This window comes from Shinella yambaruensis (assembly GCF_022899355.1).
Taxonomy (GTDB): Bacteria; Pseudomonadota; Alphaproteobacteria; order Rhizobiales; family Rhizobiaceae; genus Shinella; species Shinella yambaruensis.
In genome coordinates, this window is sequence record NZ_JALJCK010000001.1 from 241,058 (window position 1) to 266,153 (window position 25,096).

21 protein-coding genes are annotated in these 25,096 nt (G+C 65.9%); 10 read left to right on the forward strand and 11 right to left on the reverse strand.

The window, feature by feature from the left end:
* Positions 1-303 precede the first annotated feature (303 nt).
* Together MUU56_RS01195 and MUU56_RS01200 are read right to left on the reverse strand one after the other, a co-directional pair.
* A complete protein-coding gene (locus MUU56_RS01195; protein ID WP_244765529.1) occupies positions 304-711 on the reverse strand; it encodes a cupin domain-containing protein in 408 nt (135 codons plus the stop codon).
* Positions 712-791: 80 nt separating this feature from the next.
* Positions 792-1,295 carry a single-stranded DNA-binding protein gene (locus tag MUU56_RS01200; protein WP_244765530.1) on the reverse strand — a complete coding sequence of 168 codons (504 nt, stop codon included), beginning with the start codon at positions 1,293-1,295 and terminating at the stop codon, positions 792-794.
* Between the two features lie 291 nt (positions 1,296-1,586).
* Between MUU56_RS01200 and uvrA the strand changes: the two genes are divergently transcribed.
* The 3 genes from uvrA to MUU56_RS01215 are packed head-to-tail and all read left to right on the forward strand — an operon-like array spanning position 1,587 to position 5,974.
* Positions 1,587-4,505 carry an excinuclease ABC subunit UvrA gene (gene uvrA / locus MUU56_RS01205; RefSeq protein WP_244765531.1) on the forward strand — a complete coding sequence of 973 codons (2,919 nt, stop codon included), beginning with the start codon at positions 1,587-1,589 and terminating at the stop codon, positions 4,503-4,505.
* Positions 4,506-4,509: 4 nt separating this feature from the next.
* Positions 4,510-5,133 carry a glutathione S-transferase family protein gene (locus MUU56_RS01210; protein ID WP_244765532.1) on the forward strand — a complete coding sequence of 208 codons (624 nt, stop codon included), beginning with the start codon at positions 4,510-4,512 and terminating at the stop codon, positions 5,131-5,133.
* A gap of 37 nt (positions 5,134-5,170) precedes the next feature.
* Positions 5,171-5,974, forward strand: a complete 804-nt coding sequence (locus tag MUU56_RS01215; RefSeq protein WP_244765533.1) for a DUF72 domain-containing protein — start codon at positions 5,171-5,173, stop codon at positions 5,972-5,974.
* A 49-nt stretch (positions 5,975-6,023) separates the two neighbouring features.
* Here the strand turns inward: MUU56_RS01215 and MUU56_RS01220 are convergent, their stop codons facing one another.
* Both MUU56_RS01220 and MUU56_RS01225 read right to left on the reverse strand, forming a co-directional pair.
* Positions 6,024-6,755 carry a 3-keto-5-aminohexanoate cleavage protein gene (locus tag MUU56_RS01220; RefSeq protein ID WP_244765534.1) on the reverse strand — a complete coding sequence of 244 codons (732 nt, stop codon included), beginning with the start codon at positions 6,753-6,755 and terminating at the stop codon, positions 6,024-6,026.
* Between the two features lie 75 nt (positions 6,756-6,830).
* The gene (locus MUU56_RS01225) at positions 6,831-8,315 is read right to left on the reverse strand and encodes an NAD(P)H-hydrate dehydratase (protein ID WP_244765535.1); all 1,485 of its coding nucleotides are present in this window, start codon (positions 8,313-8,315) and stop codon (positions 6,831-6,833) included.
* Between the two features lie 366 nt (positions 8,316-8,681).
* Here MUU56_RS01225 and MUU56_RS01230 point away from each other — a divergent pair, with 366 nt between their 5' ends.
* On the forward strand, positions 8,682-9,020 hold the full coding sequence (locus MUU56_RS01230; protein WP_003515720.1) for a P-II family nitrogen regulator: 339 nt from the start codon (positions 8,682-8,684) through the stop codon (positions 9,018-9,020).
* Positions 9,021-9,080: 60 nt separating this feature from the next.
* On the forward strand, positions 9,081-10,490 hold the full coding sequence (gene glnA, locus MUU56_RS01235; protein ID WP_064330048.1) for a type I glutamate--ammonia ligase: 1,410 nt from the start codon (positions 9,081-9,083) through the stop codon (positions 10,488-10,490).
* Positions 10,491-10,727: 237 nt separating this feature from the next.
* On the opposite strand, the gene MUU56_RS01240 is transcribed toward glnA, so the two are convergent.
* Positions 10,728-11,759 (reverse strand): TAXI family TRAP transporter solute-binding subunit, encoded by a 1,032-nt coding sequence (locus MUU56_RS01240; RefSeq protein ID WP_244765536.1) that lies wholly within the window; start codon positions 11,757-11,759, stop codon positions 10,728-10,730.
* Between the two features lie 68 nt (positions 11,760-11,827).
* Positions 11,828-12,871, reverse strand: coding sequence for a hypothetical protein (locus MUU56_RS01245; RefSeq protein WP_244765537.1), 1,044 nt, complete (start codon positions 12,869-12,871; stop codon positions 11,828-11,830).
* Between the two features lie 152 nt (positions 12,872-13,023).
* Here MUU56_RS01245 and hspQ point away from each other — a divergent pair, with 152 nt between their 5' ends.
* On the forward strand, positions 13,024-13,356 hold the full coding sequence (gene hspQ, locus MUU56_RS01250) for a heat shock protein HspQ (protein WP_244765538.1): 333 nt from the start codon (positions 13,024-13,026) through the stop codon (positions 13,354-13,356).
* Between the two features lie 74 nt (positions 13,357-13,430).
* Here the strand turns inward: hspQ and MUU56_RS01255 are convergent, their stop codons facing one another.
* Positions 13,431-14,057 (reverse strand): invasion associated locus B family protein, encoded by a 627-nt coding sequence (locus MUU56_RS01255; protein WP_244765539.1) that lies wholly within the window; start codon positions 14,055-14,057, stop codon positions 13,431-13,433.
* Between the two features lie 290 nt (positions 14,058-14,347).
* On the opposite strand from MUU56_RS01255, the gene MUU56_RS01260 reads away from it, so the two are divergent.
* Positions 14,348-16,144, forward strand: coding sequence for an extracellular solute-binding protein (locus tag MUU56_RS01260; protein WP_244765990.1), 1,797 nt, complete (start codon positions 14,348-14,350; stop codon positions 16,142-16,144).
* Between the two features lie 196 nt (positions 16,145-16,340).
* Positions 16,341-17,012 (forward strand): DsbA family oxidoreductase, encoded by a 672-nt coding sequence (locus MUU56_RS01265; protein ID WP_244765540.1) that lies wholly within the window; start codon positions 16,341-16,343, stop codon positions 17,010-17,012.
* Between the two features lie 6 nt (positions 17,013-17,018).
* On the opposite strand, the gene MUU56_RS01270 is transcribed toward MUU56_RS01265, so the two are convergent.
* The 3 genes from MUU56_RS01270 to MUU56_RS01280 form a co-directional block, all read right to left on the reverse strand.
* A complete protein-coding gene (locus MUU56_RS01270; RefSeq protein WP_244765541.1) occupies positions 17,019-17,651 on the reverse strand; it encodes a glutathione S-transferase family protein in 633 nt (210 codons plus the stop codon).
* A gap of 66 nt (positions 17,652-17,717) precedes the next feature.
* Positions 17,718-21,224: a transcription-repair coupling factor gene (gene mfd / locus MUU56_RS01275; protein ID WP_244765542.1), complete on the reverse strand. Its 3,507-nt coding sequence runs from the start codon at positions 21,222-21,224 to the stop codon at positions 17,718-17,720.
* The gene (locus MUU56_RS01280; protein ID WP_244765543.1) at positions 21,221-21,529 is read right to left on the reverse strand and encodes an FAD assembly factor SdhE; all 309 of its coding nucleotides are present in this window, start codon (positions 21,527-21,529) and stop codon (positions 21,221-21,223) included. Before MUU56_RS01280 ends, mfd begins: the two co-directional genes overlap by 4 nt.
* 109 nt (positions 21,530-21,638) lie before the next feature.
* Here MUU56_RS01280 and recG point away from each other — a divergent pair, with 109 nt between their 5' ends.
* Both recG and MUU56_RS01290 read left to right on the forward strand, forming a co-directional pair.
* The gene (recG, locus tag MUU56_RS01285; protein ID WP_244765544.1) at positions 21,639-23,744 is read left to right on the forward strand and encodes an ATP-dependent DNA helicase RecG; all 2,106 of its coding nucleotides are present in this window, start codon (positions 21,639-21,641) and stop codon (positions 23,742-23,744) included.
* A 99-nt stretch (positions 23,745-23,843) separates the two neighbouring features.
* Positions 23,844-24,059 carry a hypothetical protein gene (locus tag MUU56_RS01290; protein WP_244765545.1) on the forward strand — a complete coding sequence of 72 codons (216 nt, stop codon included), beginning with the start codon at positions 23,844-23,846 and terminating at the stop codon, positions 24,057-24,059.
* Positions 24,060-24,382: 323 nt separating this feature from the next.
* Here MUU56_RS01290 and MUU56_RS01295 read toward each other — a convergent pair whose 3' ends face one another.
* Entirely contained in the window at positions 24,383-25,075 is a 693-nt protein-coding gene (locus MUU56_RS01295) for a DUF502 domain-containing protein (RefSeq protein WP_244765546.1), read from the reverse strand.
* Between the last annotated feature and the right edge of the window lie 21 nt (positions 25,076-25,096).

Consider the following 25,096-nt stretch of genomic DNA (forward strand, 5'->3'; position numbering starts at 1 on the left):
CGACCGCACAGGAAATTCGACGTCATCGCTCTTCCCTTCTCCCCCGAGGGGAGCAGGTGGCCTGAAGGGTCGGATGAGGCGGCGATGCGGGGCATCCTTTGCTTTTTCTTGCCTTCGGCATCCCCCTCATCCGCCTGCCGGCACCTTCTCTCCGCAGGGGAGAAGGGGATGGGGCGACGGTTTCCTTCCCAAGGCGATTGCCCTGGGCTCACCCGAGAGAAGCCTGCGAGGTTCTTGCAGGAGGAGGCACAATGCCTTTCCTCACAGACCACAGCCCGGCGCCTCGCACGGGGTTTCCGACGGTCAGGGGTTTTCTGCGAACCATTTTGCGATCGCCGGCATGTTCTCCTCGAAACCGCCGGGAAGGAACACGTTGAGCAGCCCGACGCGCTCGTCCGTTCGGTTCTCGAAGTCATGCATCACGGTCGCCGGAATGCGCACGAAACTGCCGGCCGGCGCCTCCAGCCAGTCCTCGCCGGCCAGAATGCTGGCGACACCGGCGATCACGTAAAAAAGTTCGACATTGTCCGCATGGGAATGGGCGCCCGGCCCGGCCGCACCGGGCTCCAGCCACCATTCGGAGACGCTGTAGGCATTCCCGGTCTCGCCATGGTCCGCCTTGAAGACCGCGCTCATGCGGCCGAGCGGATAGCTGCGTCCCTCGCCCGGCCGCAGGAACAACACGTCTGCGGCCGTCTTTTCAAAGTCCATGACGCTTTCCTTCCCAGCATGCCTGCCCGTCGAAAGCGCCCGGCGAAGGCCGGCGCGGCAGCCGGCCTCGTCCCGCCGTCTCAGAACGGGATGTCGTCGTCCATGTCGCGCGAGAGCGAGCCGCTCGAACGGCTGCTGCCGCCGCCGCCCGAAGCCGGGCGCGAGCCGTAATCGTCATAGTTCGGCGCCGCGCCGAAATCGCCGCCGCCGCGGCGCTCGCCGCCGCCTTCGCCACGGCCATCGAGCATGGTCAGCGTCGAGTTGAAGCCCTGCAGCACGACTTCCGTCGTGTAGCGGTCGTTGCCGGTCTGGTCCTGCCACTTGCGGGTCTGCAGCGCGCCCTCGATGTAGAGTTTCGCGCCTTTCTTGACGTATTGCTCGACGACCTTGCACAGGCCTTCGTTGAAGACCACGACATTGTGCCATTCGGTCTTCTCGCGGCGTTCGCCGCTGTTGCGGTCACGCCAGGTCTCGGAGGTGGCGATGCGCAGGTTGGCGATCGGCCGACCGTCCTGCGTACGCCGGATTTCCGGGTCCGCCCCGACATTGCCGATCAAGATCACCTTGTTGACGCTTCCAGCCATACCCGTATTTCCCGTTGTCGCGCCGGGCGAAGACTGCCCGGCATCATTTTCACTACACGAATGCGGCATCTTATCGGCTGGCGATCGCCGGCGCCGCCCCGCAAGAGTGGTAATCCACAGATCAATTGCAGATTTTTGTTCTTTTTTTGTTCTAATAAATGCCTACACTCTTGTCAACCGAATCGGAAACGGGCACGGAATTCTCTGACCGCGCATGGACACGCCCCGTCTCATCCCTACATAGGGGCCAGATCCGAAACTGATGCGCAACGACTCCTGACGCTGGACACCATGAGCGAACTCAAGACCATTTCCATCCGCGGCGCGCGCGAACACAATCTCAAGGGCATCGACCTCGACCTGCCCCGCAACAAGCTGATCGTCATGACCGGGCTTTCGGGCTCCGGCAAGTCGTCGCTCGCCTTCGACACGATCTATGCTGAGGGCCAGCGGCGCTATGTCGAGAGCCTTTCGGCCTATGCCCGCCAGTTCCTGGAGATGATGCAGAAGCCGGACGTCGACCAGATCGACGGCCTGTCGCCGGCCATCTCCATCGAGCAGAAGACGACGTCGAAGAATCCGCGCTCGACCGTCGGCACGGTGACCGAGATCTACGACTACATGCGCCTGCTCTTCGCGCGCGTCGGCGTGCCCTATTCGCCGGCGACGGGCCTGCCGATCGAGAGCCAGACGGTCAGCCAGATGGTCGACCGCGTCATCGACTTCGGCGAGGGAACGCGCCTCTACATCCTCGCGCCCGTCGTGCGCGGCCGCAAGGGCGAGTACAAGAAGGAACTCGCCGAGCTGATGAAGAAGGGGTTCCAGCGCGTCAAGGTCGACGGCCAGTTCTACGAGATCGCCGACGTGCCGGCGCTCGACAAGAAGTACAAGCACGACATCGACGTGGTGGTCGACCGCGTCGTCGTGCGCCCGGACCTCGCCTCGCGCCTTGCGGACAGCCTCGAGACCTGCCTGAAGCTCGCCGACGGGCTGGCGATCGCCGAATTCGCCGACAAGCCGCTGCCCGTCGAGGAGACGGCGGCCGGCGGCTCGGCCAACAAGTCGCTGAACGAGACGCACGAACGCGTGCTGTTCTCGGAAAAGTTCGCCTGCCCGGTCTCCGGCTTCACGATCCCCGAAATCGAGCCGCGCCTTTTCTCGTTCAACAACCCGTTCGGCGCCTGCCCGACCTGCGACGGCCTCGGCAGCCAGCAGAAGATCGACCCGGACCTCATCGTGCCCGAGGCGGAGCGCACGCTGCGCGACGGCGCCATCGCGCCCTGGGCCAAATCCTCCTCGCCCTATTACAACCAGACGCTGGAAGCGCTCGGCGCCGCCTATGGCTTCAAGCTCTCCAACCGCTGGTCGGAGCTTTCGGAGGACGCGCAGAATGCCATCCTGCACGGCACCAAGGAAAAGATCGAGTTCAACTACAAGGACGGCGCGCGCTCCTACAAGACGGTGAAGACCTTCGAGGGCATCGTGTCGAACCTCGAACGGCGCTGGAAGGAAACCGATTCCGCCTGGTCGCGCGAGGAGATCGAGCGCTACATGTCGGCCGCCCCCTGCCCGGCCTGCAACGGCTTCCGCCTGAAGCCGGAGGCGCTGGCGGTGAAGATCGACAAGCTGCATATCGGCGAGGCGACGGCCATGTCGATCCGCGTCGCGCGCGACTGGTTCGAGACCCTGCCGGAGCGCCTCAACGCCAAGCAGAACGAGATCGCCGTCCGCATCCTCAAGGAGATCCGCGAGCGCCTGCGCTTCCTCAACGATGTCGGCCTCGAATATCTTTCGCTCTCGCGCAATTCCGGCACGCTGTCGGGCGGCGAGAGCCAGCGCATCCGCCTCGCCTCGCAGATCGGCTCGGGCCTGACGGGCGTGCTCTACGTGCTCGACGAGCCCTCCATCGGTCTCCACCAGCGCGACAATGCGCGCCTGCTCGACACGCTCCGGCACCTGCGCGACATCGGCAACACCGTCATCGTCGTCGAGCATGACGAGGACGCGATCCTGACGGCGGACTACGTGGTCGATATCGGCCCCGCCGCCGGCATCCATGGCGGCGAGGTGATCGCGCAGGGCACGCCCGGCGAGGTGATCGCCAACCCGGCGTCGCTGACGGGCAAGTATCTTTCCGGCGAGCTTTCGGTGGCCATTCCCGGCGAACGCCGCAAGCCGAAGAAAAAGAAGGAAATCAAGGTCGTCGGCGCGAAAGCGAACAATCTGAAGAATGTCACGGCGTCGATCCCGCTCGGCGTCTTCACGGCGGTCACCGGCGTTTCCGGCGGCGGCAAGTCGACCTTCCTCATCGAGACGCTCTACAAGTCGGCCGCCCGCCGCATCATGGGCGCGCGCGAAATCCCGGCCGAGCACGAGCGCATCGACGGTTTCGAGTATATCGACAAGGTCATCGACATCGACCAGTCGCCGATCGGCCGCACGCCGCGCTCCAACCCGGCGACCTATACCGGCGCCTTTACCCCCATCCGCGACTGGTTCGCCGGCCTGCCGGAGGCGAAAGCCCGCGGCTACCAGCCCGGCCGCTTCTCCTTCAACGTCAAGGGCGGGCGCTGCGAGGCCTGCCAGGGCGACGGCGTCATCAAGATCGAGATGCACTTCCTGCCCGACGTCTACGTCACCTGCGACGTCTGCCACGGCAAGCGCTACAACCGCGAGACGCTCGACGTCACCTTCAAGGGTAAGTCGATCGCCGACGTGCTCGACATGACGGTGGAGGAAGGCGTCGAGTTCTTCGCCGCCGTGCCGGCCGTGCGCGACAAGCTGACGACGCTGAACCAGGTCGGCCTCGGCTATATCAAGGTCGGCCAGCAGGCGAACACGTTGTCGGGCGGCGAGGCGCAGCGCGTCAAGCTCGCCAAGGAACTGTCGAAGCGCTCGACCGGCCGCACGCTCTACATCCTCGACGAGCCGACGACGGGCCTGCACTTCCATGACGTGGCGAAACTGCTCGAAGTGCTGCACGAACTGGTCAACCAGGGCAATTCGGTCGTCGTCATCGAGCACAATCTGGAGGTCATCAAGACCGCCGACTGGATCATCGACTTCGGCCCGGAAGGCGGCGATGGCGGCGGCGAGGTGATCGCCGAGGGCACGCCGGAGGACGTGGTGAAGGTGGAGCGCTCCTATACCGGCCATTTCCTCCGGGAATTGCTGGAACGCCGGCCGATGAAGAAGGTCGCGGCGGAGTAACCCCATGATCCTGATCGGCCAGTACGATTCGTCCTTTGTGCGCCGGGTGGGCATTGCGCTGCGGCTCTACGGCCTCCCCTTCGAGCATCGGCCCTGGTCGGTGTTCGGCGAAGGCGACAAGGTGCAGGCGGTCAACCCGCTGATGCGGGTGCCGACGCTGGTGCTGGACGATGGCGACGTCGTGGCCGACAGCCCCTCGATCCTCGATCATCTCGACGGCCTCGTGCCGCCGGAACAGCGGCTCTTGCCGCAGGTCGAGCCCGCGCGGCGGCAGGTGCTGAAGGTGATGGCCTTCGCGACCGGCCTTGCGGACAAGGGCGTCAGCCTGTTCTACGAGCTGCACCTGCACGAGACGCCTTCGGCCTTTTTCGCCGAGCGCTGCCGCTTGCAGATTTCAACCGTCCTTGCCGCGCTGGAGGCGGAGCGGGCTGCGCGGCCCGGACCATATTGGTTCGGCCGCATCACCCATGCGGATATCGCGGTCGCCTGCGCCTGGCGGCATGTCGGCGAGGCCCATCCCGGCCTCATCGACCCTGCCGCCTACCCCGCGCTTGCAGCCCATTGCGCCGGCATGGAGGCACTGCCGGTGTTCCAGGACATTTCCCAGCCCTTCATCGCGCCCGCCTGAGAGGCGTGCCGCCACCTGTCTGTCGAGGAGAACTGACATGAGCACATCCGGCACCATCAGAACCGGCATCGGCGGCTGGACCTTCGATCCCTGGGAAGGCACCTTCTATCCGGAAAAGCTGGCGAAGAAGCGCCAGCTCGAATTCGCCAGCCGTGAACTGACGGCGATCGAGGTCAACGGCACCTATTACGGCTCGCAGAAGCCGGAAACCTTCGCCAAATGGGCCTCCGACGTGCCGGACGGCTTCATCTTCTCGCTGAAGGCGAGCCGCTTCACGACGAACCGCAAGGTCCTGGCCGATGGCGGCGAATCCGTGGAAAAGTTCCTGACGCAGGGGCTGACCGAGCTCGGCGACCATCTCGGCCCGATCCTCTGGCAGTTTCCGCCGACGAAGAAGTTCGAGCCGGACGATTTCGAGGGTTTCCTGAAGCTTTTGCCGGAAAAGCTCGACGGCCTCGCGCTGAAACATGCGCTGGAAGTGCGCAACGATACGTTCCTCGTGCCGGAATTCGCGGCGCTCGCCCGCAAGTACAGGGCGGCGATCGTCTACGCCCAGCATGCCGACTATCCCGAGATCGCCGACGTGACGGCGGATTTCGTCTATGCCCGCCTGCAGAAGGGCTCCGACGACATCAAGACCTGCTATCCGCCGGAAGCGCTCGATGAGTGGGCGGAGCGGCTCAAGGCCTGGTCCGGCGGCGGCGAGCCTGCCGATTTGCCGAAGATCGATCCAAAGACCCAGCCGGCGAAGAAGCCCCGCGACGTCTTCGCGTTCTTCATCACCTCCGGCAAGGTGAACGCGCCGAACGGCGCGCGCGAGCTGCAGCGGCGCACGAGCTGACGCCCCCGGCCGTGCGGCAGCCTTCGGCCGAATTTCACGGCATCGAGCCTCAGCCAGGAGCCGCGGAGCGGAAGAACCGCACGGCATCCGACACAATCTCGGCATTTCCGGCCGCTCTCCTGCCATCGAGACGCAGGCAGCCGTCCTCCAGCCCGACACGGGTCGACCAGCGCTGCCGGTATGCACGCCGGACAAAGTGCCAGACGGTCGCATCGGCGCCGTGCAGGAGGATCGGCCGGCGGACATTCGCCTGGGCGAGAACCTGCGCGATCCCGTCCACGATCGCGTCCGCCTTTCCGAAATCCTGTTCCTCGTCGATCTCGATGAGGACGCGCAGCGCGCGCCGGCCATCCGGCAGCAGGGCGACGAACCGTTCGGCGTCCGTCACGCTTGCCAGACCCGCCTCGACCCCAATGCCCATGTGGTGCAGCAGCGCGATGACGGCGGGCGCATCGGGTTCGGAAAGGTTGACGGAGGCGTAGTCCGGCCGCTCCCGCCATGCCGCGATGCTGTCGCGCGTCCTTGCCGCGTCGCCTTCGATCCACGCGCCCGTCGATACGCCGATGAGCGTGCCGGGGCATGCCTCACGTACGGCGCGTACCGTCTCGTCGACGGCGGACAGGCTCTCGCGCCCGTCCGGCCCGCGCGGATGGATATGGAGCTCCGCCGCGCCGGCGGAAATGCAGGCCGTGGCGTCGATCGCCATCGCCTCCGCCGTCAGGGGCAGGCGCGGATGGTAACCGGCGGGGCGCGCGCCGTTGATGCAGGCTTGAACGATCATGCCGGTCCTCCCGGGTTCGGTTTCGCTTGATGCAGGGCGTGGCAGGAAAAGCGTTTGCGCGGCGCCTGCCCTGCCCTATTCCGGCCAGGGCGGAATGGCGCCCGGCAGGTCCTCCGCCGTCAGCCCCTCGCCCGCGATGCGGCCCGCCTCGCCATGACGCCAGACGGCGCTGGCAGCAGCCTCGAAGGCGGGCATGCCCTGGGCGAGATGGGCGCCGACGATGCCGGCGAGCACGTCGCCGGAACCGGCGGTGGCAAGCCAGGGCGGCGCGTTCTCGTTGACGAGGACCCGGCCGTCCGGCGCGGCGATCACGGTGTCGGCGCCCTTGAGGATCAGGATGGCGTTGCTGCGCGCGGCCGCCTGGCGGGCGTGGTCGATTTTCGACAGGGTTCCGTCCCCTGCAAGATCGGGGAAGAGGCGGGCGAACTCGCCGTCATGCGGGGTCAGCACCAGCCGCGGGTTTCCGCCGGAAAAAAGCGAGAAGAGTGCGGCCGGATGGTCGCGGAAGGCGCTGATGCCGTCTGCATCGAGCACGAGGCGGCGGCCGCCTTCGGCAAGCAGGCGGACATGGCCCCTCGCCCGCTCCCCGTCGCCGAAGCCGGGGCCGAGCACGAAGGTCTGCAGCCGCGCATCACCGAGCAGGCCGGCAAGGTCGTCGTCGCCGTCGACGGGCTTCAGCATCGCCGCGGTCAGGTGCGCGGCGTTGACGCAAAGCGCCTCCCGCGGCGAAAGCAGCGTGACGAGGCCGGCGCCGGCGCGAAGGCCCGCCTCGGCGGAGAGGCGCGCGGCGCCCGTGGCCGCCGCCGGGCCGGAGAAGACGGCAAGATGGCCGCGCCCGTATTTGTGGGTCGCGCGGCCCTGCACCGGCAGATCGAGGCGCCAGATCGCCGGCGTGTTCACGCGCATATGGTCCGCATGCCCGGCGAACAGGCGGGCGGGGATGCCGATATCGAAGACGTCCAGGTCGCCCGACAGGGAACGCCCGGGCAGCAGCAGGTGGCCGGGCTTGCGGCACATGAAGGTGACGGTCGCGGTGGCCGCGAAGGCGGCGCCGCGCACCTGCCCGGTCCGGCCGTCGACGCCGGACGGCAGGTCCACCGCCAGCACGGGCAGGACCGCCTTGCGGCACACGGCCTCGATGATCTCAGCGACCGCCTGCGGCACGTCGCGCGACAGCCCCGCGCCGAACAGCGCGTCGACGACCACGTCGCCCGCTTGGGGCGCATAGGCCGTAAGCGGCGCGACGGCGCCGGGAAAACGGGCGAAGGCGGTCGCGGCGTCGCCCTTCAGCGCCGCCGTCGCGCCAAGGGCATGGACGGTGACCGAGGCCCCCGCCTCCTGCAAGGCGCGGGCAGCGACATAGCCGTCGCCGCCATTGTTGCCGGGACCGCAAAGCACGGCAAAGCGCAGGGCGCCGGGAAAGCGGCGCAGGGCCGCCGCGGCGACCGCCTGCCCCGCCCGCTCCATCAGGCCGTAGCTCGAAAGGTCAAGGGCTGCGGCGCGGTCGATGCGGCCCATATCCTCCGGCGTGACGATGAGTGTGTCTATGTCCTTGTGCATGACGACAGCATGCGCGCAAAGCCATGACGGAGACAAGTCCGGGAATCGATCCTGTCGACAAGCCTGTTATTTGTGCATCTGCATATTCGATATGCTCAAATTTGCAGCTTTATGCGGCAGGCGCGCCGGACTTGCGGTTCGCGGGCGCCGCCGGGCGTGGAAAGTGACATTTTTTAGGCAAATTCCGCTGGCCCTTTTGGCTGGAAAGCCGCATCATCCACCGCGTGAGGACGGGCAGGATCGGCAGGGAAACGGATTTCATCCGCTCTGGCATGCATCCTGCTTCAAGTTGGCATGATACGTGCATTTGAGTGTGCGGCGCGCGCAAACCGCGCGCAAACGGGAGAAGCGGAGAGACATTTTCTCATGAAAAAGATCGAAGCGATCATCAAGCCCTTCAAGCTCGATGAGGTGAAGGAAGCCCTTCAGGAAGTTGGCCTGCAGGGTATCACCGTCACCGAGGCGAAGGGCTTTGGACGCCAGAAGGGCCACACGGAGCTTTACCGTGGCGCCGAATACGTCGTCGACTTTCTGCCCAAGGTGAAGGTCGAGGTCGTCCTGGCGGACGAAAACGCGGAGGCCGTCATCGAGGCCATCCGCAACGCGGCCCAGACCGGCCGCATCGGCGATGGCAAGATCTTTGTCTCCAACGTCGAAGAAGTCATCCGCATCCGCACCGGCGAAACCGGCGTCGACGCCATCTGATCCCGCCCGGCCGTCCGGCCGAGGCTTCCACCTCGTCATCTCACACAGGGACTCCATAAAATGACGACTGCCAATGAAATCCTCAAGCAAATCAAGGAAAACGACGTCAAGTTCGTCGACCTGCGCTTCACCGACCCGCGCGGCAAGATGCACCATGTGACAATGGACGTCGGCGTCGTCGACGAAGACATGTTCGCCGATGGCGTCATGTTCGACGGCTCCTCGATCGGCGGCTGGAAGGCGATCAACGAGTCCGACATGGTGCTGATGCCCGATCCGGCGACCGTGCACATGGACCCGTTCTTCGCGCAGTCCACCATGGTCGTCATGTGCGACATCCTCGACCCGGTCTCGGGCGAGAGCTACAACCGCGACCCGCGCGGCACGGCCAAGAAGGCCGAAGCCTACCTGAAGGCCTCGGGCATCGGCGACACCATCTATGCCGGCCCGGAACCGGAATTCTTCGTCTTCGACGACGTCAAGTACAAGGCCGACCCGTACAATACCGGCTTCAAGCTGGACAGCTCGGAACTGCCGTCCAACGACGACACCGACTACGAGACCGGCAACCTCGGCCATCGCCCGCGCGTCAAGGGCGGCTACTTCCCGGTTCCTCCGGTCGACAGCTGCCAGGACATGCGCTCGGAGATGCTGACCGTCCTCACCGAGATGGGCGTCACCGTCGAGAAGCAGCACCATGAAGTGGCGGCCGCCCAGCACGAGCTCGGCGTCAAGTTCGACACGCTGGTGCGCAGCGCCGACAAGGTGCAGATCTACAAGTACGTCGTGCACCAGGTCGCCAATGCCTATGGCAAGACGGCGACCTTCATGCCGAAGCCGGTCTTCGGCGACAACGGCTCGGGCATGCACGTGCACCTGTCGATCTGGAAGGACTCCAAGCCGCAGTTCGCCGGCGACGAATATGCCGGCCTTTCGGAAACCTGCCTCTACTTCATCGGCGGCATCATCAAGCACGCCAAGGCGATCAACGCTTTCACCAATCCGACGACGAACTCCTACAAGCGTCTCGTCCCGGGTTACGAGGCGCCGGTGCTGCTCGCCTATTCGGCCCGCAACCGCTCGGCCTCGTGCCGCATTCCGTTCGGCACGGGCCCGAAGTCCAAGCGCGTCGAGATCCGCTTCCCCGATCCGCTCGGCAACCCCTATCTCGGCTTCGCCGCCATGCTGATGGCCGGCCTCGACGGCATCAAGAACAAGATCCATCCCGGCAAGGCCATGGACAAGGACCTCTACGACCTGCCGCCGAAGGAGCTGAAGAAGATCCCGACTGTCTGCGGCTCGCTGCGCGAAGCGCTGGAAAGCCTCGACAAGGACCGCAAGTTCCTGACGGCCGGCGGCGTGTTCGACGACGACCAGATCGATTCCTACATCGAGCTGAAGATGGTGGAGGTCATGCGCTACGAAATGACCCCGCACCCGGTCGAGTTCGACATGTACTACTCCGCCTGATAAGCGGCGTTTTCAAACGAAGAACCCGGCCTCAGGCCGGGTTTTTTTTGTCGGGGAGCGTTTGGATCCTCGGGTCGAGCCCGAGGATGACGAAGGAAGGGATGGCGGGCGAAAACAGGCAAGCGAACCGCATGCCGCACCGTTCGATAGGCCGCCAGCCTCTCCTCCCCGCCGCCATCCTCGGGCTCGACCCGAGGATTCAATCGCGCGCGATGCCCGTCTTGAGAAAAGCGCGCGCTACGGCTGGAGCCGCTGCTTGAGCAGGTTGAGATATTCCTCGTTGCTGTCGTCGGTGGCACTCGTGGCGGCGGCGGCTGGCTTGCAGGCGGGCTTGTAGTCGAGCGCCATGCCGGCCTTGACGCAGACGCCGACCTGCCATCCGGGCGGCAGGGCGGTCAGGTCCACCGTCTTCCATTTCGGATGGCCCGTCGTTTTCAGCTTGTCGAGCCCGGTGACGATGAGGTTGGAGAAGTCCGCCACGGTCTTGCAGCTGTCCCGGTGATAGGCGTTGCGCTTGGTGTCGTAGTCGTAGGTCATCATCACGGCCTTGACGGCGATGAGGTCGACCGGCTTGTCCTGGAAGGAATAGGTGCCGGCCTCGATGCGCGAGGGCGTGTAGGTGGCGAGCAGCGGCGCCTCGGTGATCGGCACGAGGTGGAACTTCGCCTTGTCGATGGTGTTGCCGGTGAAGAGCGAGGCGGGCGCGCCGGCGACGTAGAAGAAGGCGTCGATCTCGCCGGAGAGGAGTTTCGGCAGCGCCTCGTCCGGGTTGATGTCCATGCGCTCGCCGGCCTTGACCTGCAGGATGTCCATGATGAGCGTTGCTGTGAGGAAGGTGCCCGAATCCTTCTTGCCGACCGCGACCTTCTTGCCCGCGAGGTCTTTTAGGCCCGCAATGTCGTTGCGGGCGAGGACGTGGATCTCCTCGTTGTAGAGCGGGAACATGATGCGCACGCCCTTGACCGCCTTCTGCACCTCGGGATCGTTCTTCTCGAAGGTCTTCAGGTATTCGAGCACGTCGCTCTGCACGATGCCGAACTGGGTGTTGCGGCGGTTGCGCACGCCGACGAAGTTCTCCAGCGATCCGGCGCTTTCGAGGACATTGAGCGTCTGGCCGCATTCGGCGCCGAGCGCTGCGATATCGCGGCCGATCTTGATATAGGTGCCCTGCGGGCCGCCGGTCATGATGTTGCGTTCGAAATCCGCAGCCGAAGCGCCCGCAGCGGAAAGCGCAAGCCCGAGCGCGGCCAAAAGAACAGATCGCTTCATTCCCACTCTCCCTTGGGGTCTGTACTCAATCAGGATAGGTGCCCTGCAGACACGTTCAACGTCGCGGCTCAGCAGTCGCTGTCGAGGTCGCGCATGAGATTTCTGAGTGCGAGGACCGGAATGCGCCGGAAGACGCCGCCGAGCGCGCTCGTCACGCATTCACCCGCCGTCAGCGAGCGTTCGAGCTGCTCGCGCTGCAGGCTGGTGAGGGCATCGAGGCCGGGCGTTTCCCGCATCGCCTCGGCCACAAGCGTTCCATCGCGCGGATTGATCGCCTGGATGGAGGTGTCCCGGGCAGCCTCCCCGGTCGCGTCCTTCTCCGGCTCCGCCTTGCGGCTGTTATCGTTCGGCTGCCTGGGCAGCGCCATGCAGCTTGCCGCCTCGAGCGCCTCGACCTGCCCCGTCAACGCCTTGGTGCGCTCGCCGAGGGCGGCGATCTCCTTGTCCTTGCGGGTGATCTCCTCCTTGAGGGCCGGCAGGTTCCTCGTGCGCAGCGCCTCTTCCGCCTTGCGGACCGTTTCCAGTTCCTCGCGCAGGGCCGCGGTCTGGGTCTTCAGGTCATCGGCCTCGGCGCTGCGCGTCGCGGCCTGCTGGCTGCAGGCCTTCTCGAGGCTGGCGATCCTGTCGCTCTGGAGCGACAGCCGCCGCTCGCGGTCCTTGACGGCGTCTTCGGCCTTCGTCTTCAGCGCTTCGGCGTCCGCGACGCGCTGGCCGAGCAGCTGGAGCCTGTTTTCGAGCGCCGGCACGACCTCCTGCGCGAGTTTCGTGCGTTCGGCCGCAATCACCGCCACATCCGAATCCGACGCGCTCGCATCCTTGCGCAGCGCCTCGACCTGGCGCCGCAGCGTGCCGTTCTCCTCGGTCAGCACCTGCGCCTTCTGCGTGCTTTCCTCCACCTGCGCGGCGCGGGCGTCCAGCTCGCGGGCAAGCTCGGCGATGCGCCTGTCGCGCGCTTCGACTTCGCCCTGGGGAATGGCGTCGTCCATCATGCGGAAGGCGCCGTAGCCCGCGGCACCGCCGAGCGCCAGGCACACCACGGAGGCGAACAGGATGCCTCCGATGCCACTGCCCGCCGCCGATCCGCTACCGCTCCTGCCCCACTGATTGTTCATGCCACCCGACCCACCTGAGACGTCCCTTTCGAGGTACGCCGAAACCACCCGTGGCGCAAGCGCGCCACCCCCTGGATAAAGACGTGCGAGACGCGCGAACTATTGATGTTTCGGCGTATTTACCCAAATATAAGTGGAAAGGTAGGTACGCCATGAAGATGCGTAACGCAAAATTTGCCATTGGCGATGTCGTCCGCCACCGGGTTTTCCCCTTCCGTGGCGTGATCTTCGACGTCGATCCGGAATTCGCCAACACGGAGGAGTGGTGGAACGCCATTCCCGCCGAAATCCGGCCATCGAAGGATCAACCGTTCTATCATCTCTTCGCGGAGAACGACGACACGGAATACGTCGCCTATGTCTCGGAACAGAACCTCGTGGCGGATGAAAGCGGCAAGCCGATCCGCCACCCCCAGGTCCGCGCCCTGATGGACGTGGAAAAGGGACATTACCGCTGGAAGGAAGAGAGCGGTATCTTCCACTGAACCGTCCCTTCCGCCGCCCCAACAAAAAACCCGGCCGATGGCCGGGTTTTTCATGTTCCTGCGAAGCGGGACGCTTACTGGCTCTTGGCGGCCTTCTGGGCCTCTTCGAGCTTCTTGCGGGCTTCCTCCGCCTTCTTCTGCATTTCTTCCTGCAGCAGGCGCTGGCGCTCTTCGAGCTGCGACTGTTCGATCGGCTCGCCGTCGAACACGCCGGTGAACCCTTCGAGCGAGATCTTGATCGGGTTCGGCGCGCGCTGGAAGTTGACCGAGGTCAGGACAAGCTCGCCGCCCTTCTTGAGGCTGGAGATCATCTGGTCGGTCAGCGGCACTTCGGCGACGCACTTGTCGGGCATGCAGATGGCGTAGTCGAGCTTCTGCGCCTTGCCGCCGTCGATCTGCATCTGGACGCCCGGCGGGATCAGGCGGGCGCTCGGCACGGAGACCTGCATGATCTTGCGGTTGGTCTTGCCGGCAACGGTGATGAGGCCGACCGCGGTGATGAGCTGGCCGCTGTTGGCCGTCAGCAGGTTCTGCACGATGCAGACATCGTTGTCCTCCTGCTTGGTGCAGACCTTGAACCAGCCCTTCGGCGGTGCAGCCTGCTGCTGTGCCAGAGAAGCGGACGGAGCAGCCGCCAGGGCAACGGAAGCAGCGAAGGCGGAAAGCACGGTCCGCTTGATGAGGTGCGATGTGAAGATCATAACGAGTTCGGTCTCCTGAAAATCCGGTGCCGGAGCGACAGCGCCCCTCCTGGGTCCCACTTGGGCGATTGGTCAGCCGTGCGCTCTCCTGTCGGCGAAATGAGGCAATTGCATGACCCGCTTCGGGGAACCCTGTTACAATGGGCCGCGCCGGATATCCAGCCTTTCTTGATGAAATTCCCGCGTGCATCGGATTTCCGCACCTGCCACGCTGCCGTCTCGTTTCGAGCGCGTATAATGGCGAGAATCATCCGGACCCCCATGAGGAGACACACTTGCGCCCCTTCCTGATGGCCTGTGCCGCCGCACTGCTCGGCCTGCCCGCCGCCCTCGGCCACGCCGCCCCGCTCCATGGCATCGCCATGCACGGCGACCCCGCCCTGCCGCCGGACTACAAGCATTTCAGTTACGTCAATCCCGACGTGAAGAAGGGCGGGCGCATTTCCTACGGCGTCGTCGGCACCTTCGACAGCCTCAACCCCTTCATCCTCAAGAGCATGCGCACCACGGCGCGCGGCATGTGGGACCCGGAATTCGGCAATCTCGTCTACGAATCGCTGATGCTGCGCTCGCGCGACGAGGCCTTCACCATGTACGGCCTGCTCGCCGAAAGCGTGGAATGGGACGACGACCGCAGCTTCGTCGAGTTCCACCTCGACCCCAAGGCGCGCTGGGCCGACGGCAAGCCGGTGACGCCCGAGGACGTCATCTTCACCTTCGAGCTGCTGCGCGACAAGGGCCGTGCGCCCTTCAGCATCCGCCTGAACGGCGTGGAGAAGCTCGAGAAGACCGGGGAGCACAGCGTCCGCTTCACCTTCAACGAGAAGGGCGACCGCGAGGCGCCGCTCCTGATCGCGCTTTCGCCGATCCTGCCCAAACACGCCACCGATGTGGAGACCTTCGACCGGTCGTCGCTCGCCTTTCCGCTCGGCTCCGGACCCTACAAGGTCAAGGCCGTGAAGCCCGGCGAGCGCATCGTCTACGAGCGCGATCCGAACTATTGGGGCAAGGACATCCCCTCGAAGGTCGGCTTCGACAATTACGACGAGATCTCCGTCGAATATTTCCTGCAGGACAATTCGCTGTTCGAGGCCTTCAAGAAGGGCGCCGTCGACCTCTACCAGGAGGGCAATCCGACGAAATGGGCGCGCGGCTACGATTTTCCCGCGGTCCAGTCCGGCACGGTCATCAAGGATGCGGTGAAGTCGAAGCTGCCGCCGGTCATGTTCGGCTTCGTCTTCAACACGCGCCGCCCGGTCTTCCAGAACGCGGAGCTGCGCAAGGCGCTGCTCTATGCCTTCGATTTCGAATGGGTCAACCGCAGCCTGTTCGAAAACGCCTATACGCGCACGGAAAGCTTCTGGCAGAACACCGACCTGTCATCGCTCAACACGCCGATCGACGCGCGTGAGCGCGAGATCCTCGGCGACGCGGTGAGCCGCATCGACCCCGCCGTCCTCGAGGGCACCCATCGCCTGCCGGTGACCGACGGCTCGGGCCGCGACCGCAAGGTGCTGCGCGAGGCGATGAACCATTTCAGGAATGCGGGGTATTCCATCAAGAACGGCCGCATGGTGGATGCATCCGGCAAGCAGCTCGCCTTCGAAATCATGACGCAGAACGCCGACCAGGAGAAGCTCGCCCTCGCCTACCAGCGCTTCCTTTCCGCTCTCGGCGTTCAGGTCAGCCTCAGGACCGTCGATGATTCGCAGTATCAGAGCCGCAGCCAGATCTTCGACTACGACGTCATCATGAAGGCCTTCCTTTCCTCCCTGTCGCCGGGTCTCGAGCAGGTGCGGCGCTGGGGATCGCAGGCGCGCGACACCGAAGGCAGCGAGAGCTTCGCGGGCGTCGCCGATCCAGACCTCGACCGCGTCATGGCCGCCATTCTCTCCGCGCGCACGGCAGAGGATTTCCGCTCCGCCGTGCGCCTCCAGGACAGGATGCTGCTGTCCGGCAACTACATCGTCCCGCTCTACCATCTGGGCGAGCAATGGATCGCGCGCAACAAGCACATCGGCCGGCCGGAAGCGACGCCGCTCTGGGGCTTCCAGCTCCCCGCATGGTGGGACGAGCGGGTACAATAAAGGGGGTATCCCCAGAATTGGGGTTACCGCAAGGTAACCTGTTGAAAGCCGCGGCAAGCCGGCCTATCTCGGCGGTGAGAGCGTCGCGCCCTTCGGAACGCACGCGGACGCGGCAGAGAGTTGACTGCGCCGCGCGGCCCGCAAAACGCGGCTTGCGCGGCGGCCGGGATTGTCCGGCGCTTGAAAGGAAACCCGGATGGAAGCCATTACGATCGATGTCGTCTCCGACGTCGTCTGCCCCTGGTGCTACCTCGGCAAGAAGCGGCTCGACAAGGCGATCGAGGCCGTCAGGGACGATCTCGCCGTCGCCGTGACGTTCCGCCCCTACCAGCTCAATCCCGACATGCCGGCCGAAGGGATCGACCACAAGAAGCACCTTGCCGAAAAGCTCGGCGGCGACGAGGCCGTGACACGCGCGCATGAGATGCTGGCGGGTCTCGGCCAGGAAGCCGGCATCGCTTTCGACTTTCCCGCGGTGAAGATCAGCCCGAACACGCTCGACGCCCACCGGCTGCTGCGCTGGGCGATGATCGAAGGCCCCGAGGTTCAGAACCGGGTCGCGGTCGCCCTCTTCAAGGCCTATTTCGAGGAAGGCCGCAATGTCGGCGACCGCACCGTCCTGCTCGACATCGCCGAAGCCTGCGGCATGGACCGGGCCGTCGTCACCGCCCTGTTCTCGGCCGGCGCGGATGTCGATTCGGTCAAGGAAGAGATCGGCATGGCCCGCGACATGGGCGTGACGGGCGTGCCCTGCTTCATCATCGACAACAAATATGCCGTGATGGGCGCGCAGTCGGTGGACGTGCTGACCAACGCCTTCCGCGAGATCGCGGCCCTGAAGGCGCAGGAGCGCATCGGGAAGAACTGACCGGCCTCACGCCCCGGCGGCGAGGACGGAGGGGCGGGACTTAACCCGCTCCCAGCAGGCGTGGATTTCCGGAAAATCCGCAAGCAGCCTAGCGCCTTCCGGCGCCTCCTCGAACAGGGCGAACATCGGCGCGGCGTGAAAATCGGCAAGCGACGGTTCCGGCCCCGCCAGCCAATGCCCCTTGCAAAGCAGGTCCGACAGCGCCGCAAGGACGGTGCGGGCCTTTTCCAGCCCGGCGGCAATGCGCGCCTTGTCCGCAGGCGCCGTTTCCACGCGCTGGACATAGACGTCCCACACCATCGGCCGATAGGCGTAGTTGTCCAGCATGGCGATGATCTGGTTCATCCGTGCCCGCTCGCGAAGGCCGCGCGGCTGGAGCGGCGGGCCGGAGAAGGCCTCGTCCACATAGCGGGTAATGGCGCTCGTCTCGTAGAGGCCGAATCCATCATGCTCGAAGGCGGGGATGCGGCCGAACGGATGGCGCGCCCGGTAGTCCGCCGGCAATCCGTCCTCGGCGAACACGTCGATCGGTACGAGATCGTAGGGCACGCCCTTCTCGTGGAGGGCGATCCGCACGATGCGGACATAGACGCTGTAGGCGGCGCCGTAGACGGTGACGGATGCATCGGCGGCAGACATCTTCATCCTCCATCCCGGCGCAACGCGCCGGAGCATGTGCGCTTTTCCCCGAACCGCGAAAACGCCCTACTGCTTCGCCAGCCCCGCAAGCTGCGTCATCACCTGCGCCGCACCGGTCAGCCGCTTTTCCGGCGTCGGGTAGTCGCGGGCGAGGAACAGGCTCTGGTCGGGCCGGATCTTGGCCAGCGTGCCCTGCTTGGCGATATAGCCGACCAGCGCAGCCGGGTTCGGGAACTCCTTGTGGCGGAACTGCACGACGACGCCCTTCGGGCCGGCATCCAGTTTCTCGACATTGGCCACGCGGCAGAGCGACTTGATGTAGACGATCTTCAGGAGGTGCTGCACCTCGACCGGCAGCGGCCCGAAGCGGTCGATGAGCTCGGCGCCGAAGGCGTCGATATCGCGGAGCTCGGTGATCTCGCCGAGGCGGCGGTAGAGGCCGAGACGCAGGTGCAGGTCCGGCACGTAGTCGTCGGGGATCATCACCGGCGTGCCGACGGAGATCTGCGGCGACCAGCCGGTGTCCGTGACCTCCTCGTCGCCCTTGATTTCCGCGACGGCCTCTTCCAGCATCTGCTGGTAAAGCTCGAAGCCGACCTCCTTGATATGGCCGGACTGTTCCTCGCCGAGCAGGTTGCCCGCGCCGCGGATGTCGAGGTCGTGGCTGGCGAGCTGGAAGCCCGCGCCGAGCGTATCGAGCGATTGCAGCACCTTCAGGCGGCGCTCGGCCGTGCCTGTCAGCGTGCGGTTGACCGGGAGCGTCAGCAGCGCGAAGGCGCGCACCTTCGACCGGCCGACACGGCCGCGCAGCTGGTAGAGCTGGGCGAGGCCGAACATGTCGGCGCGGTGGATGATCATCGTGTTCGCCGTCGGCACGTCGAGGCCCGATTCGACGATGGTCGTCGAGAGCAGCACGTCGTAGCGGCCCTCGTAGAAGGCGTTCATGATGTCTTCGAGTTCGGTGGCCGGCATCTGGCCATGGGCGACCGCGACCTTCAGCTCCGGTACGTCCTGGCGCAGGAAATCGTGGATTTCCGCAAGATCGCTGAGGCGCGGGCAGACGTAAAAACTCTGGCCGCCGCGATAGTGCTCGCGCATCAGCGTCTCGCGGATGACGAGCGGGTCGAAGGGCGAGATGAAGGTGCGCACCGCCATGCGGTCGACCGGCGGCGTGGTGATCAGCGAGAGCTCGCGCACGCCCGTCATGGCGAGCTGCAGGGTGCGCGGGATCGGCGTCGCCGAGAGCGTGAGCACATGCACGTCGCTCTTCAGCTCCTTCAGCCGTTCCTTGTGCTTGACGCCGAAATGCTGCTCCTCGTCGATGATCAGGAGGCCGAGATTGGCGAACTTGATCGACGAGCCGAGCAGCGCGTGCGTTCCGACGACGATATCCGTCTTGCCCTCGGAGAGTTCCTTCTTGGTGAGAGCCAGTTCCTTGGAGCCGACAAGGCGGGAGGCCTGCTGCACGCGGATCGGCAGCCCACGGAACCGGTCGGAGAAAGTCTTGAAATGCTGGCGGGCGAGCAGCGTCGTCGGCACGACGACGGCGACCTGCACGCCGTTCATGGCCGCGATGAAGGCGGCACGCAGCGCCACCTCCGTCTTGCCGAAGCCGACGTCGCCGCAGACGAGCCGGTCCATCGGCCGGCCGGCCCCGAGATCCTCGCGCACGGCGTCGATGGCGTTCGCCTGGTCGTCGGTCTCGTCATAGGGGAAGCGGGCGGCGAATTCGTCGTAGACGCCCTCCGTGGAGACGAGCACCGGCGCATGGCGCACGAGGCGGGCGGCGGCGATCTGGATGAGGCCGTTCGCCATGTCGAGCAGGCGTTTCTTCAGCTTGGCCTTGCGCGCCTGCCAGGCGACGCCGCCGAGCTTGTCGAGCAGCGCATCCGTGCCCTCGCCGCCGTAGCGCGACAGGAGGTCGATGTTCTCGACGGGCAGGAAGAGCTTGGCCTCGTCCGCATAGACGAGTTCGAGGCAGGCATGCGGCGCGCCGGCGGCCTCGATGGTTCTGAGGCCGACGAAGCGGCCGATACCGTGCTCAGCATGCACGACGATCGAGCCCTCGTCGAGCCCGGCGACCTCGGTGATGAAATCCGCCCCGCGCTTGCGGCGTTTCGAGCGCCGCACCATGCGGTCGCCCAGAATATCCTGCTCGCCGATGACGACGATATCACCCGCCTCGAAGCCGCTTTCGAGGCTGAGCACGGCCGAGCCCGCCTCGCCGGGCTTCAGCTTGCGGAGATCGGAGAACTTCCCGACCGGCACGACATTGCCGAGGCCGTGTTCGGCGAGCACCTGCAAGAGGCGGTCGAGCGAGCCTTCCGACCAGCCCGTCACCAGCACTTTCGCGCCGGAGGCCCGCTTGTCGGCGATGTGCTTCACCGCCTGGTCGAAGACGTTGACCCGGGCGCTGTCCGCATCCTCGCTGCCGGCCGGCCGCGCCCAGCGCATGCCGGGCCGCGCGGCGATGGTCTCGACATGCCGCGCCTCGCCCTCGTGCTCGTTGAAGGGCGAGAGGCGGATGGCGTCGCGCTCGTCGAGATCGCGGGCGAAGCGTTCTGCGTCGAGATAGAGGAGGCCCGGCGGCACCGGCTTGTAGGGCGTCGCCTGCGCCACCTGGCCCTTGCCGGGCGTCGCGGACGCCACGCGCGCCTCGTAGTAGTCGCGCACGAGGCGGGAGCGCTCGACGGCCGCCTCACGCACCGTATGGTCCGTGACGATACGGAAGCCGGCGAGATAGTCGAAGGCGGTTTCGAGGCCGTCGTAGAACAGCGGCAGCCAGTGCTCCATGCCGGCATAGCGCCGGCCTTCGGAAACGGCCTGGTAGAGCGCGTCGTCGCGCGTCGCGGCGCCGAAGGAGGAGAGGTAGTGTTTTCGGAAATGCGAGATCGTCTCCGGCGTCAGCGTCACCTCGCTCATCGGGTTGAGGTCGAGGGAGCGCGCCTGGCCGGTCGTGCGCTGGCTGGCGGGATCGAAGGAGCGGATGCTCTCCAGCGTATCGCCGAAGAAATCGAGGCGCACCGGCTCGCCGCTGCCGGGCACGAAGACGTCGAGGATGCCGCCGCGCACCGCATATTCGCCGACCTCGCGCACCGTCGCGACGCGCTCGAAACCGTTGCGTTCCAGCCGGGCGGCGATGTCGTCCATGCGCACCTGGTTGCCGGGGCGGGCGGAAAAGGCAAGGCTCTCGATTATCGCGCGCGGCGCCGTCTTCTGCAGCATGGCGTTGACGGTGACGAGCACGATGGCCGCATGCGGCTTCTTCTGGTGGGCGATCAACGCGGAAAGCGCGGACAGGCGCCGTGCAGAGACTTCGGCGCTCGGCGAGACGCGGTCATAGGGCAGACAGTCCCAGCCGGGCAGCGTCAGCACCGGAATGTCCGGCGCAACGAAGCCGAGCATCTGCTCGAGATCGGAGATGCGCTGGCCGTCCGACAGCACATAGGCGAGCGGGCCGCCGGTGCGGGCAAGCTCGGCGAGGATCAGCGGCTCGACGCCGGACGGCACGGCGCCGATGGTCATCGGCCGGCCGGCCGCTGCGACGCGTTCGGGGGAAAATCCGGGGATCATGCGCGGTCGTCTTTGAAGAGCGGCGAGAAATCGGGGCGATAGGCGGCGATGCGCGAAAAGAGGCCGTCGCGGAACGCCTCCGGCACCGGCTTTTCGCCCGTCACCCACTTGATGAGGTCGTTGTCCTCCTCGGCCATGATGCGCTCCAGCTCATCGAGCTCGGCCTCGGAAAGAGTCTCGATCTCCGCGTCGGCGAAAGCGCCGAGCACCAGGTCCATCTCGCGGATGCCGCGATGCCAGCAGCGGAAGAGGATGCGCTTGCGGCGCGGGTCGATCTCGGCGCTGGAGCGTGTCGTGCCCGTCATGATCGTGCTCGCTTTTCTTTCACTCAGGTATAATTCCGCGTTTCTATAGACCGGCAAAAGCCGCTTGTCAGCCTTGCCAAAGCGTCCCGGTCCGGCGATTTTGGCCGCCATGAGACCCGCATTGCTCGATCCGCTCTTCGCTCCCCTCTCCTCGCTTCCCGGCATCGGCCCGAAGCTCGGCGATCTCTTCGCGCGCCTGCTCGGCCAGGAGAGCATCGAGGACTGCCGGGTCATCGACCTCGTCTTCCATTTCCCGCACTCGATCGTCGACCGGCGCAACCAGCCGGGCATCGCGCACGCGCCGCAGGGCGTCATCGTCACCATCACCGGCCGCGTCGACCGCCACCAGCCGCCGCCGCCCGGCAAGTCGAGCCAGCCCTACCGCGTCTTCCTGCACGACGAGACCGGGGAGCTGGCGCTCACTTTTTTCCGCGTCAAGGGCAACTGGCTGGAAAAGGCCCTGCCCATCGACGAGACGGTGGTGGTGAGCGGCAAGGTCGACTGGTTCAACGGCCGCCCCTCCATGGTGCATCCGGACTATATGGCTCGGCTCGGCGAGGCGGACACGGTGCCGCTGGTCGAGCCCGTGCACGGCCTTACCGCCGGCCTCACCGCGCGCGTGCTGCGCAAGTCGGTGGAGGCGGCCGTCGCGCGCGTGCCGCACCTGCCGGAATGGATCGAGCCGACATTGCTGCAGCGGCAGGGTTTCTCCTCCGCCTTCGACGCCATCCACCGCCTGCACGATCCGCGCGACGAAACGGATCTCGACCCGCAGGCTCCCGCCCGCCGCCGGCTCGCCTATGACGAGTTCCTGGCGGGCCAGATCTCGCTCGCTTTGGTGCGCCAGCGCCTGCGCAAGGTCGCCGGGCGGCCGGTGGTGGCGACCGGCGCGCTGAGCGGTCCGGTGATCGATGCCCTGCCCTTCTCGCTGACGGGCAGCCAGCAGGTCGCGATCGCCGAAGTGCTGAAGGACATGGCGGGCGAGCAGCGCATGCTGCGGCTCCTCCAGGGCGATGTCGGCGCGGGCAAAACGGCGGTGGCGCTGATGGCGATGCTGGCGGCCGTCGAATCGGGCGGCCAGGCCGTGCTGATGGCCCCGACGGAAATTTTGGCGCGCCAGCATTTCGCCACGCTCTCGCGCATGGCGGCGCCCGCCGGCGTCACCATCGACGTCCTGACCGGCCGCACCAAGGGCCGCGAGCGCGACGCCATCCTGGAGCGTATCGCCTCCGGCGAGACGCAGATCGTCATCGGCACGCACGCGCTCTTCCAGGACAATGTCGCCTACAGGGACCTCGTGCTCGCCGTGGTGGACGAGCAGCACCGTTTCGGCGTCCACCAGCGCCTGCGGCTGACGGCCAAGGGCATCTCGCCCCACATGCTCGTCATGACCGCGACGCCCATCCCGCGCACGCTGGTGCTCGCCGCCTTCGGCGACATGGACGTGTCGAAGCTCACCGAAAAGCCGGCCGGCCGCAAGCCGATCCAGACGGTCGTCATGCCGCAGGAGCGCATCGGCGACATCGTCGACCGGCTGCGCACGGCGCTTGCCGAGGGCAAGAAGGCCTACTGGATCTGCCCGCTGGTCGAGGAGACGGAGGAAAGCGAGCTGATGTCCGTCGAGGAACGGCATGCAACGCTCGCCAGCGTCTTCGGCGATGCGGCCGGGCTCGTGCACGGGCGGATGAGCGGGCCGGAGAAGGACGCCGCCATGCTCGCCTTCAAGAACGGCGAGACGCGGCTGCTCGTCGCGACGACCGTGGTGGAGGTCGGCGTCGACGTGCCGGATGCCTCGATCATGGTGATCGAGCACGCCGAGCGCTTCGGGCTTGCCCAGCTCCACCAGCTACGCGGCCGCGTCGGGCGCGGCGCGGAGGCGTCGAGCTGCATCCTCCTCTACAAGGGGCCACTCAGCGAGAACGGCCGGGCGCGGCTTTCCATCCTGCGCGAGACGGAGGACGGTTTCCGCATCGCCGAGGAGGACCTGAAGCTGCGCGGCGAAGGCGAGCTTCTGGGCACCCGCCAGTCCGGCACGCCCGGCTTCCTGGTGGCCAGCCTCGAAGCGCATGGCGACCTTCTCGAAATCGCCCGCAAGGACGCCGCCTATGTGCTGGAACGCGACGCGGACCTGACCAGCGAACGCGGCGAGGCGATCCGCACGCTGCTCTATCTCTACCGCCGCGACGAGGCGATCCGGTTCCTGCGCGCCGGCTAGGGTCTGTACCGGAAACGCGCCGGCCACAAAATCGTGATTTCGCCGAGACTGCGCGTGAGCGCATACTGCCCCTCGCCTCAGCGAAGAAGGAGAAATGCCATGAAGACAGTTCTCGCAGTCGCAGCAATGCTCGGCCTCTCGGCATCCGCCGCCTTTGCGGATTGCGCCTGGCACAACAAGGTCAGCGCGGAAGCCAAGGTCGACAAGACCATCACCACCGCAAGCGTCACGACCACCCAGAAACAGTCCCGCCTGCCGGCGGAGGAAAGCAAGATCATTCTGGAAGACCAGAAGGACGCAGCCGTCACCGAATAGCCTTTTCCCGCCGCCCCTTCGCGGGGCGGCTCGAAGGCTGAACGCCGACATCATCCGCGCCTCTCTCTTCGTGTCCGCGAATCTCCTGAGACATCGTCAGGCTTCTCCCGGAATGCCCCCAAGCTTTTCCTGGGTCATCCTCAAACCTCCTCTCCGTCATCCTCAAACCTCCCGCCGTCATCCTCGGGCTTGACCCGAGGATCCATGCGACAGAGGGGCGTGCCGTGATGCCTGGATCCTCGGGTCAAGCCCGAGGATGACGGAGGGGGAAAGCAAGAAGAAGGTGGGATGTGGCTCAGAGAGCGGCCCTTCCAGGCCCTCCCTCAGCCCTTCTTCTTGCTCGATCCTTCCTCGCTCTCGACGAGCTGGAGCGGCTTTTCCGGCGGCGTGACGAGGCCGACGGAGATGATGAGCTTTGCGGCGTCCTCCGCGCTCATGTCGAGCGGCACGATCTTCTCCCGCGGCAAATAGACAAGCCACCCGGCCGTCGGGAACGGCGTCGGCGGCAGGAAGCAGGCGACCATGTCCTTGCCCATCGCCTTGAACTTCGTCGCGATCTCGCCGCGCGCATCCGTCGCCACGAAGACGATCGCCCACAGGCCCGGGCTCGGATATTCGATCATCGCCGCCTTGTTGAACGAGGTACCCTTGTCCTTCAGCACCGTCTCGAAGATCTGCTTCAGGCTCTTGTGCACCGTGCGCACAAGCGGCGTGCGGTTGAACAGCCCGTCGCCGAACTCGACGATGGTGCGGCCGATGAGGTTCTTACCGAGGAAGCCGACGAGCGTGATCAGCACCAGCGCCGTCAAGAGGCCGAAGCCGGGGATGGCGAACTGGAGATAGTTTTCCGGGTTGTACTGCGCCGGAATATAGGGCTTCACCCAGCTGTCGGCCCATCGGATGAAGGTCCAGGTCAGCCAGATGGTGATGGCGATCGGCGCGCAGATGACGAGGCCGGTCAGGAAATTGTTGCGCAGTCGCATGGCAAGCGACTGCCTCGGAACGAGGTCGGTCATCGGATATCCAGCACCTGGCGA

Bases quoted from the DNA above. Each gene is read 5' to 3' on its own strand.
- MUU56_RS01215 (WP_244765533.1), top strand. From the start codon at position 5,171: ATGAGCACATCCGGCACCATCAGAACCGGCATCGGCGGCTGGACCTTC.
- MUU56_RS01240 (WP_244765536.1), bottom strand. From the start codon at position 11,759: ATGAAGCGATCTGTTCTTTTGGCCGCGCTCGGGCTTGCGCTTTCCGCT.
- MUU56_RS01265 (WP_244765540.1), top strand. From the start codon at position 16,341: ATGGAAGCCATTACGATCGATGTCGTCTCCGACGTCGTCTGCCCCTGG.
- MUU56_RS01270 (WP_244765541.1), bottom strand. From the start codon at position 17,651: ATGTCTGCCGCCGATGCATCCGTCACCGTCTACGGCGCCGCCTACAGC.
- mfd (WP_244765542.1), bottom strand. From the start codon at position 21,224: ATGATCCCCGGATTTTCCCCCGAACGCGTCGCAGCGGCCGGCCGGCCG.
- MUU56_RS01200 (WP_244765530.1), bottom strand. From the start codon at position 1,295: ATGGCTGGAAGCGTCAACAAGGTGATCTTGATCGGCAATGTCGGGGCG.
- hspQ (WP_244765538.1), top strand. From the start codon at position 13,024: ATGAAGATGCGTAACGCAAAATTTGCCATTGGCGATGTCGTCCGCCAC.
- MUU56_RS01245 (WP_244765537.1), bottom strand. From the start codon at position 12,871: ATGAACAATCAGTGGGGCAGGAGCGGTAGCGGATCGGCGGCGGGCAGT.
- MUU56_RS01230 (WP_003515720.1), top strand. From the start codon at position 8,682: ATGAAAAAGATCGAAGCGATCATCAAGCCCTTCAAGCTCGATGAGGTG.
- MUU56_RS01255 (WP_244765539.1), bottom strand. From the start codon at position 14,057: ATGATCTTCACATCGCACCTCATCAAGCGGACCGTGCTTTCCGCCTTC.
- MUU56_RS01260 (WP_244765990.1), top strand. From the start codon at position 14,348: ATGGCCTGTGCCGCCGCACTGCTCGGCCTGCCCGCCGCCCTCGGCCAC.
- MUU56_RS01290 (WP_244765545.1), top strand. From the start codon at position 23,844: ATGAAGACAGTTCTCGCAGTCGCAGCAATGCTCGGCCTCTCGGCATCC.
- MUU56_RS01295 (WP_244765546.1), bottom strand. From the start codon at position 25,075: ATGACCGACCTCGTTCCGAGGCAGTCGCTTGCCATGCGACTGCGCAAC.
- MUU56_RS01225 (WP_244765535.1), bottom strand. From the start codon at position 8,315: ATGCACAAGGACATAGACACACTCATCGTCACGCCGGAGGATATGGGC.
- MUU56_RS01280 (WP_244765543.1), bottom strand. From the start codon at position 21,529: ATGACGGGCACGACACGCTCCAGCGCCGAGATCGACCCGCGCCGCAAG.
- MUU56_RS01220 (WP_244765534.1), bottom strand. From the start codon at position 6,755: ATGATCGTTCAAGCCTGCATCAACGGCGCGCGCCCCGCCGGTTACCAT.
- recG (WP_244765544.1), top strand. From the start codon at position 21,639: ATGAGACCCGCATTGCTCGATCCGCTCTTCGCTCCCCTCTCCTCGCTT.
- MUU56_RS01195 (WP_244765529.1), bottom strand. From the start codon at position 711: ATGGACTTTGAAAAGACGGCCGCAGACGTGTTGTTCCTGCGGCCGGGC.
- glnA (WP_064330048.1), top strand. From the start codon at position 9,081: ATGACGACTGCCAATGAAATCCTCAAGCAAATCAAGGAAAACGACGTC.
- MUU56_RS01210 (WP_244765532.1), top strand. From the start codon at position 4,510: ATGATCCTGATCGGCCAGTACGATTCGTCCTTTGTGCGCCGGGTGGGC.
- uvrA (WP_244765531.1), top strand. From the start codon at position 1,587: ATGAGCGAACTCAAGACCATTTCCATCCGCGGCGCGCGCGAACACAAT.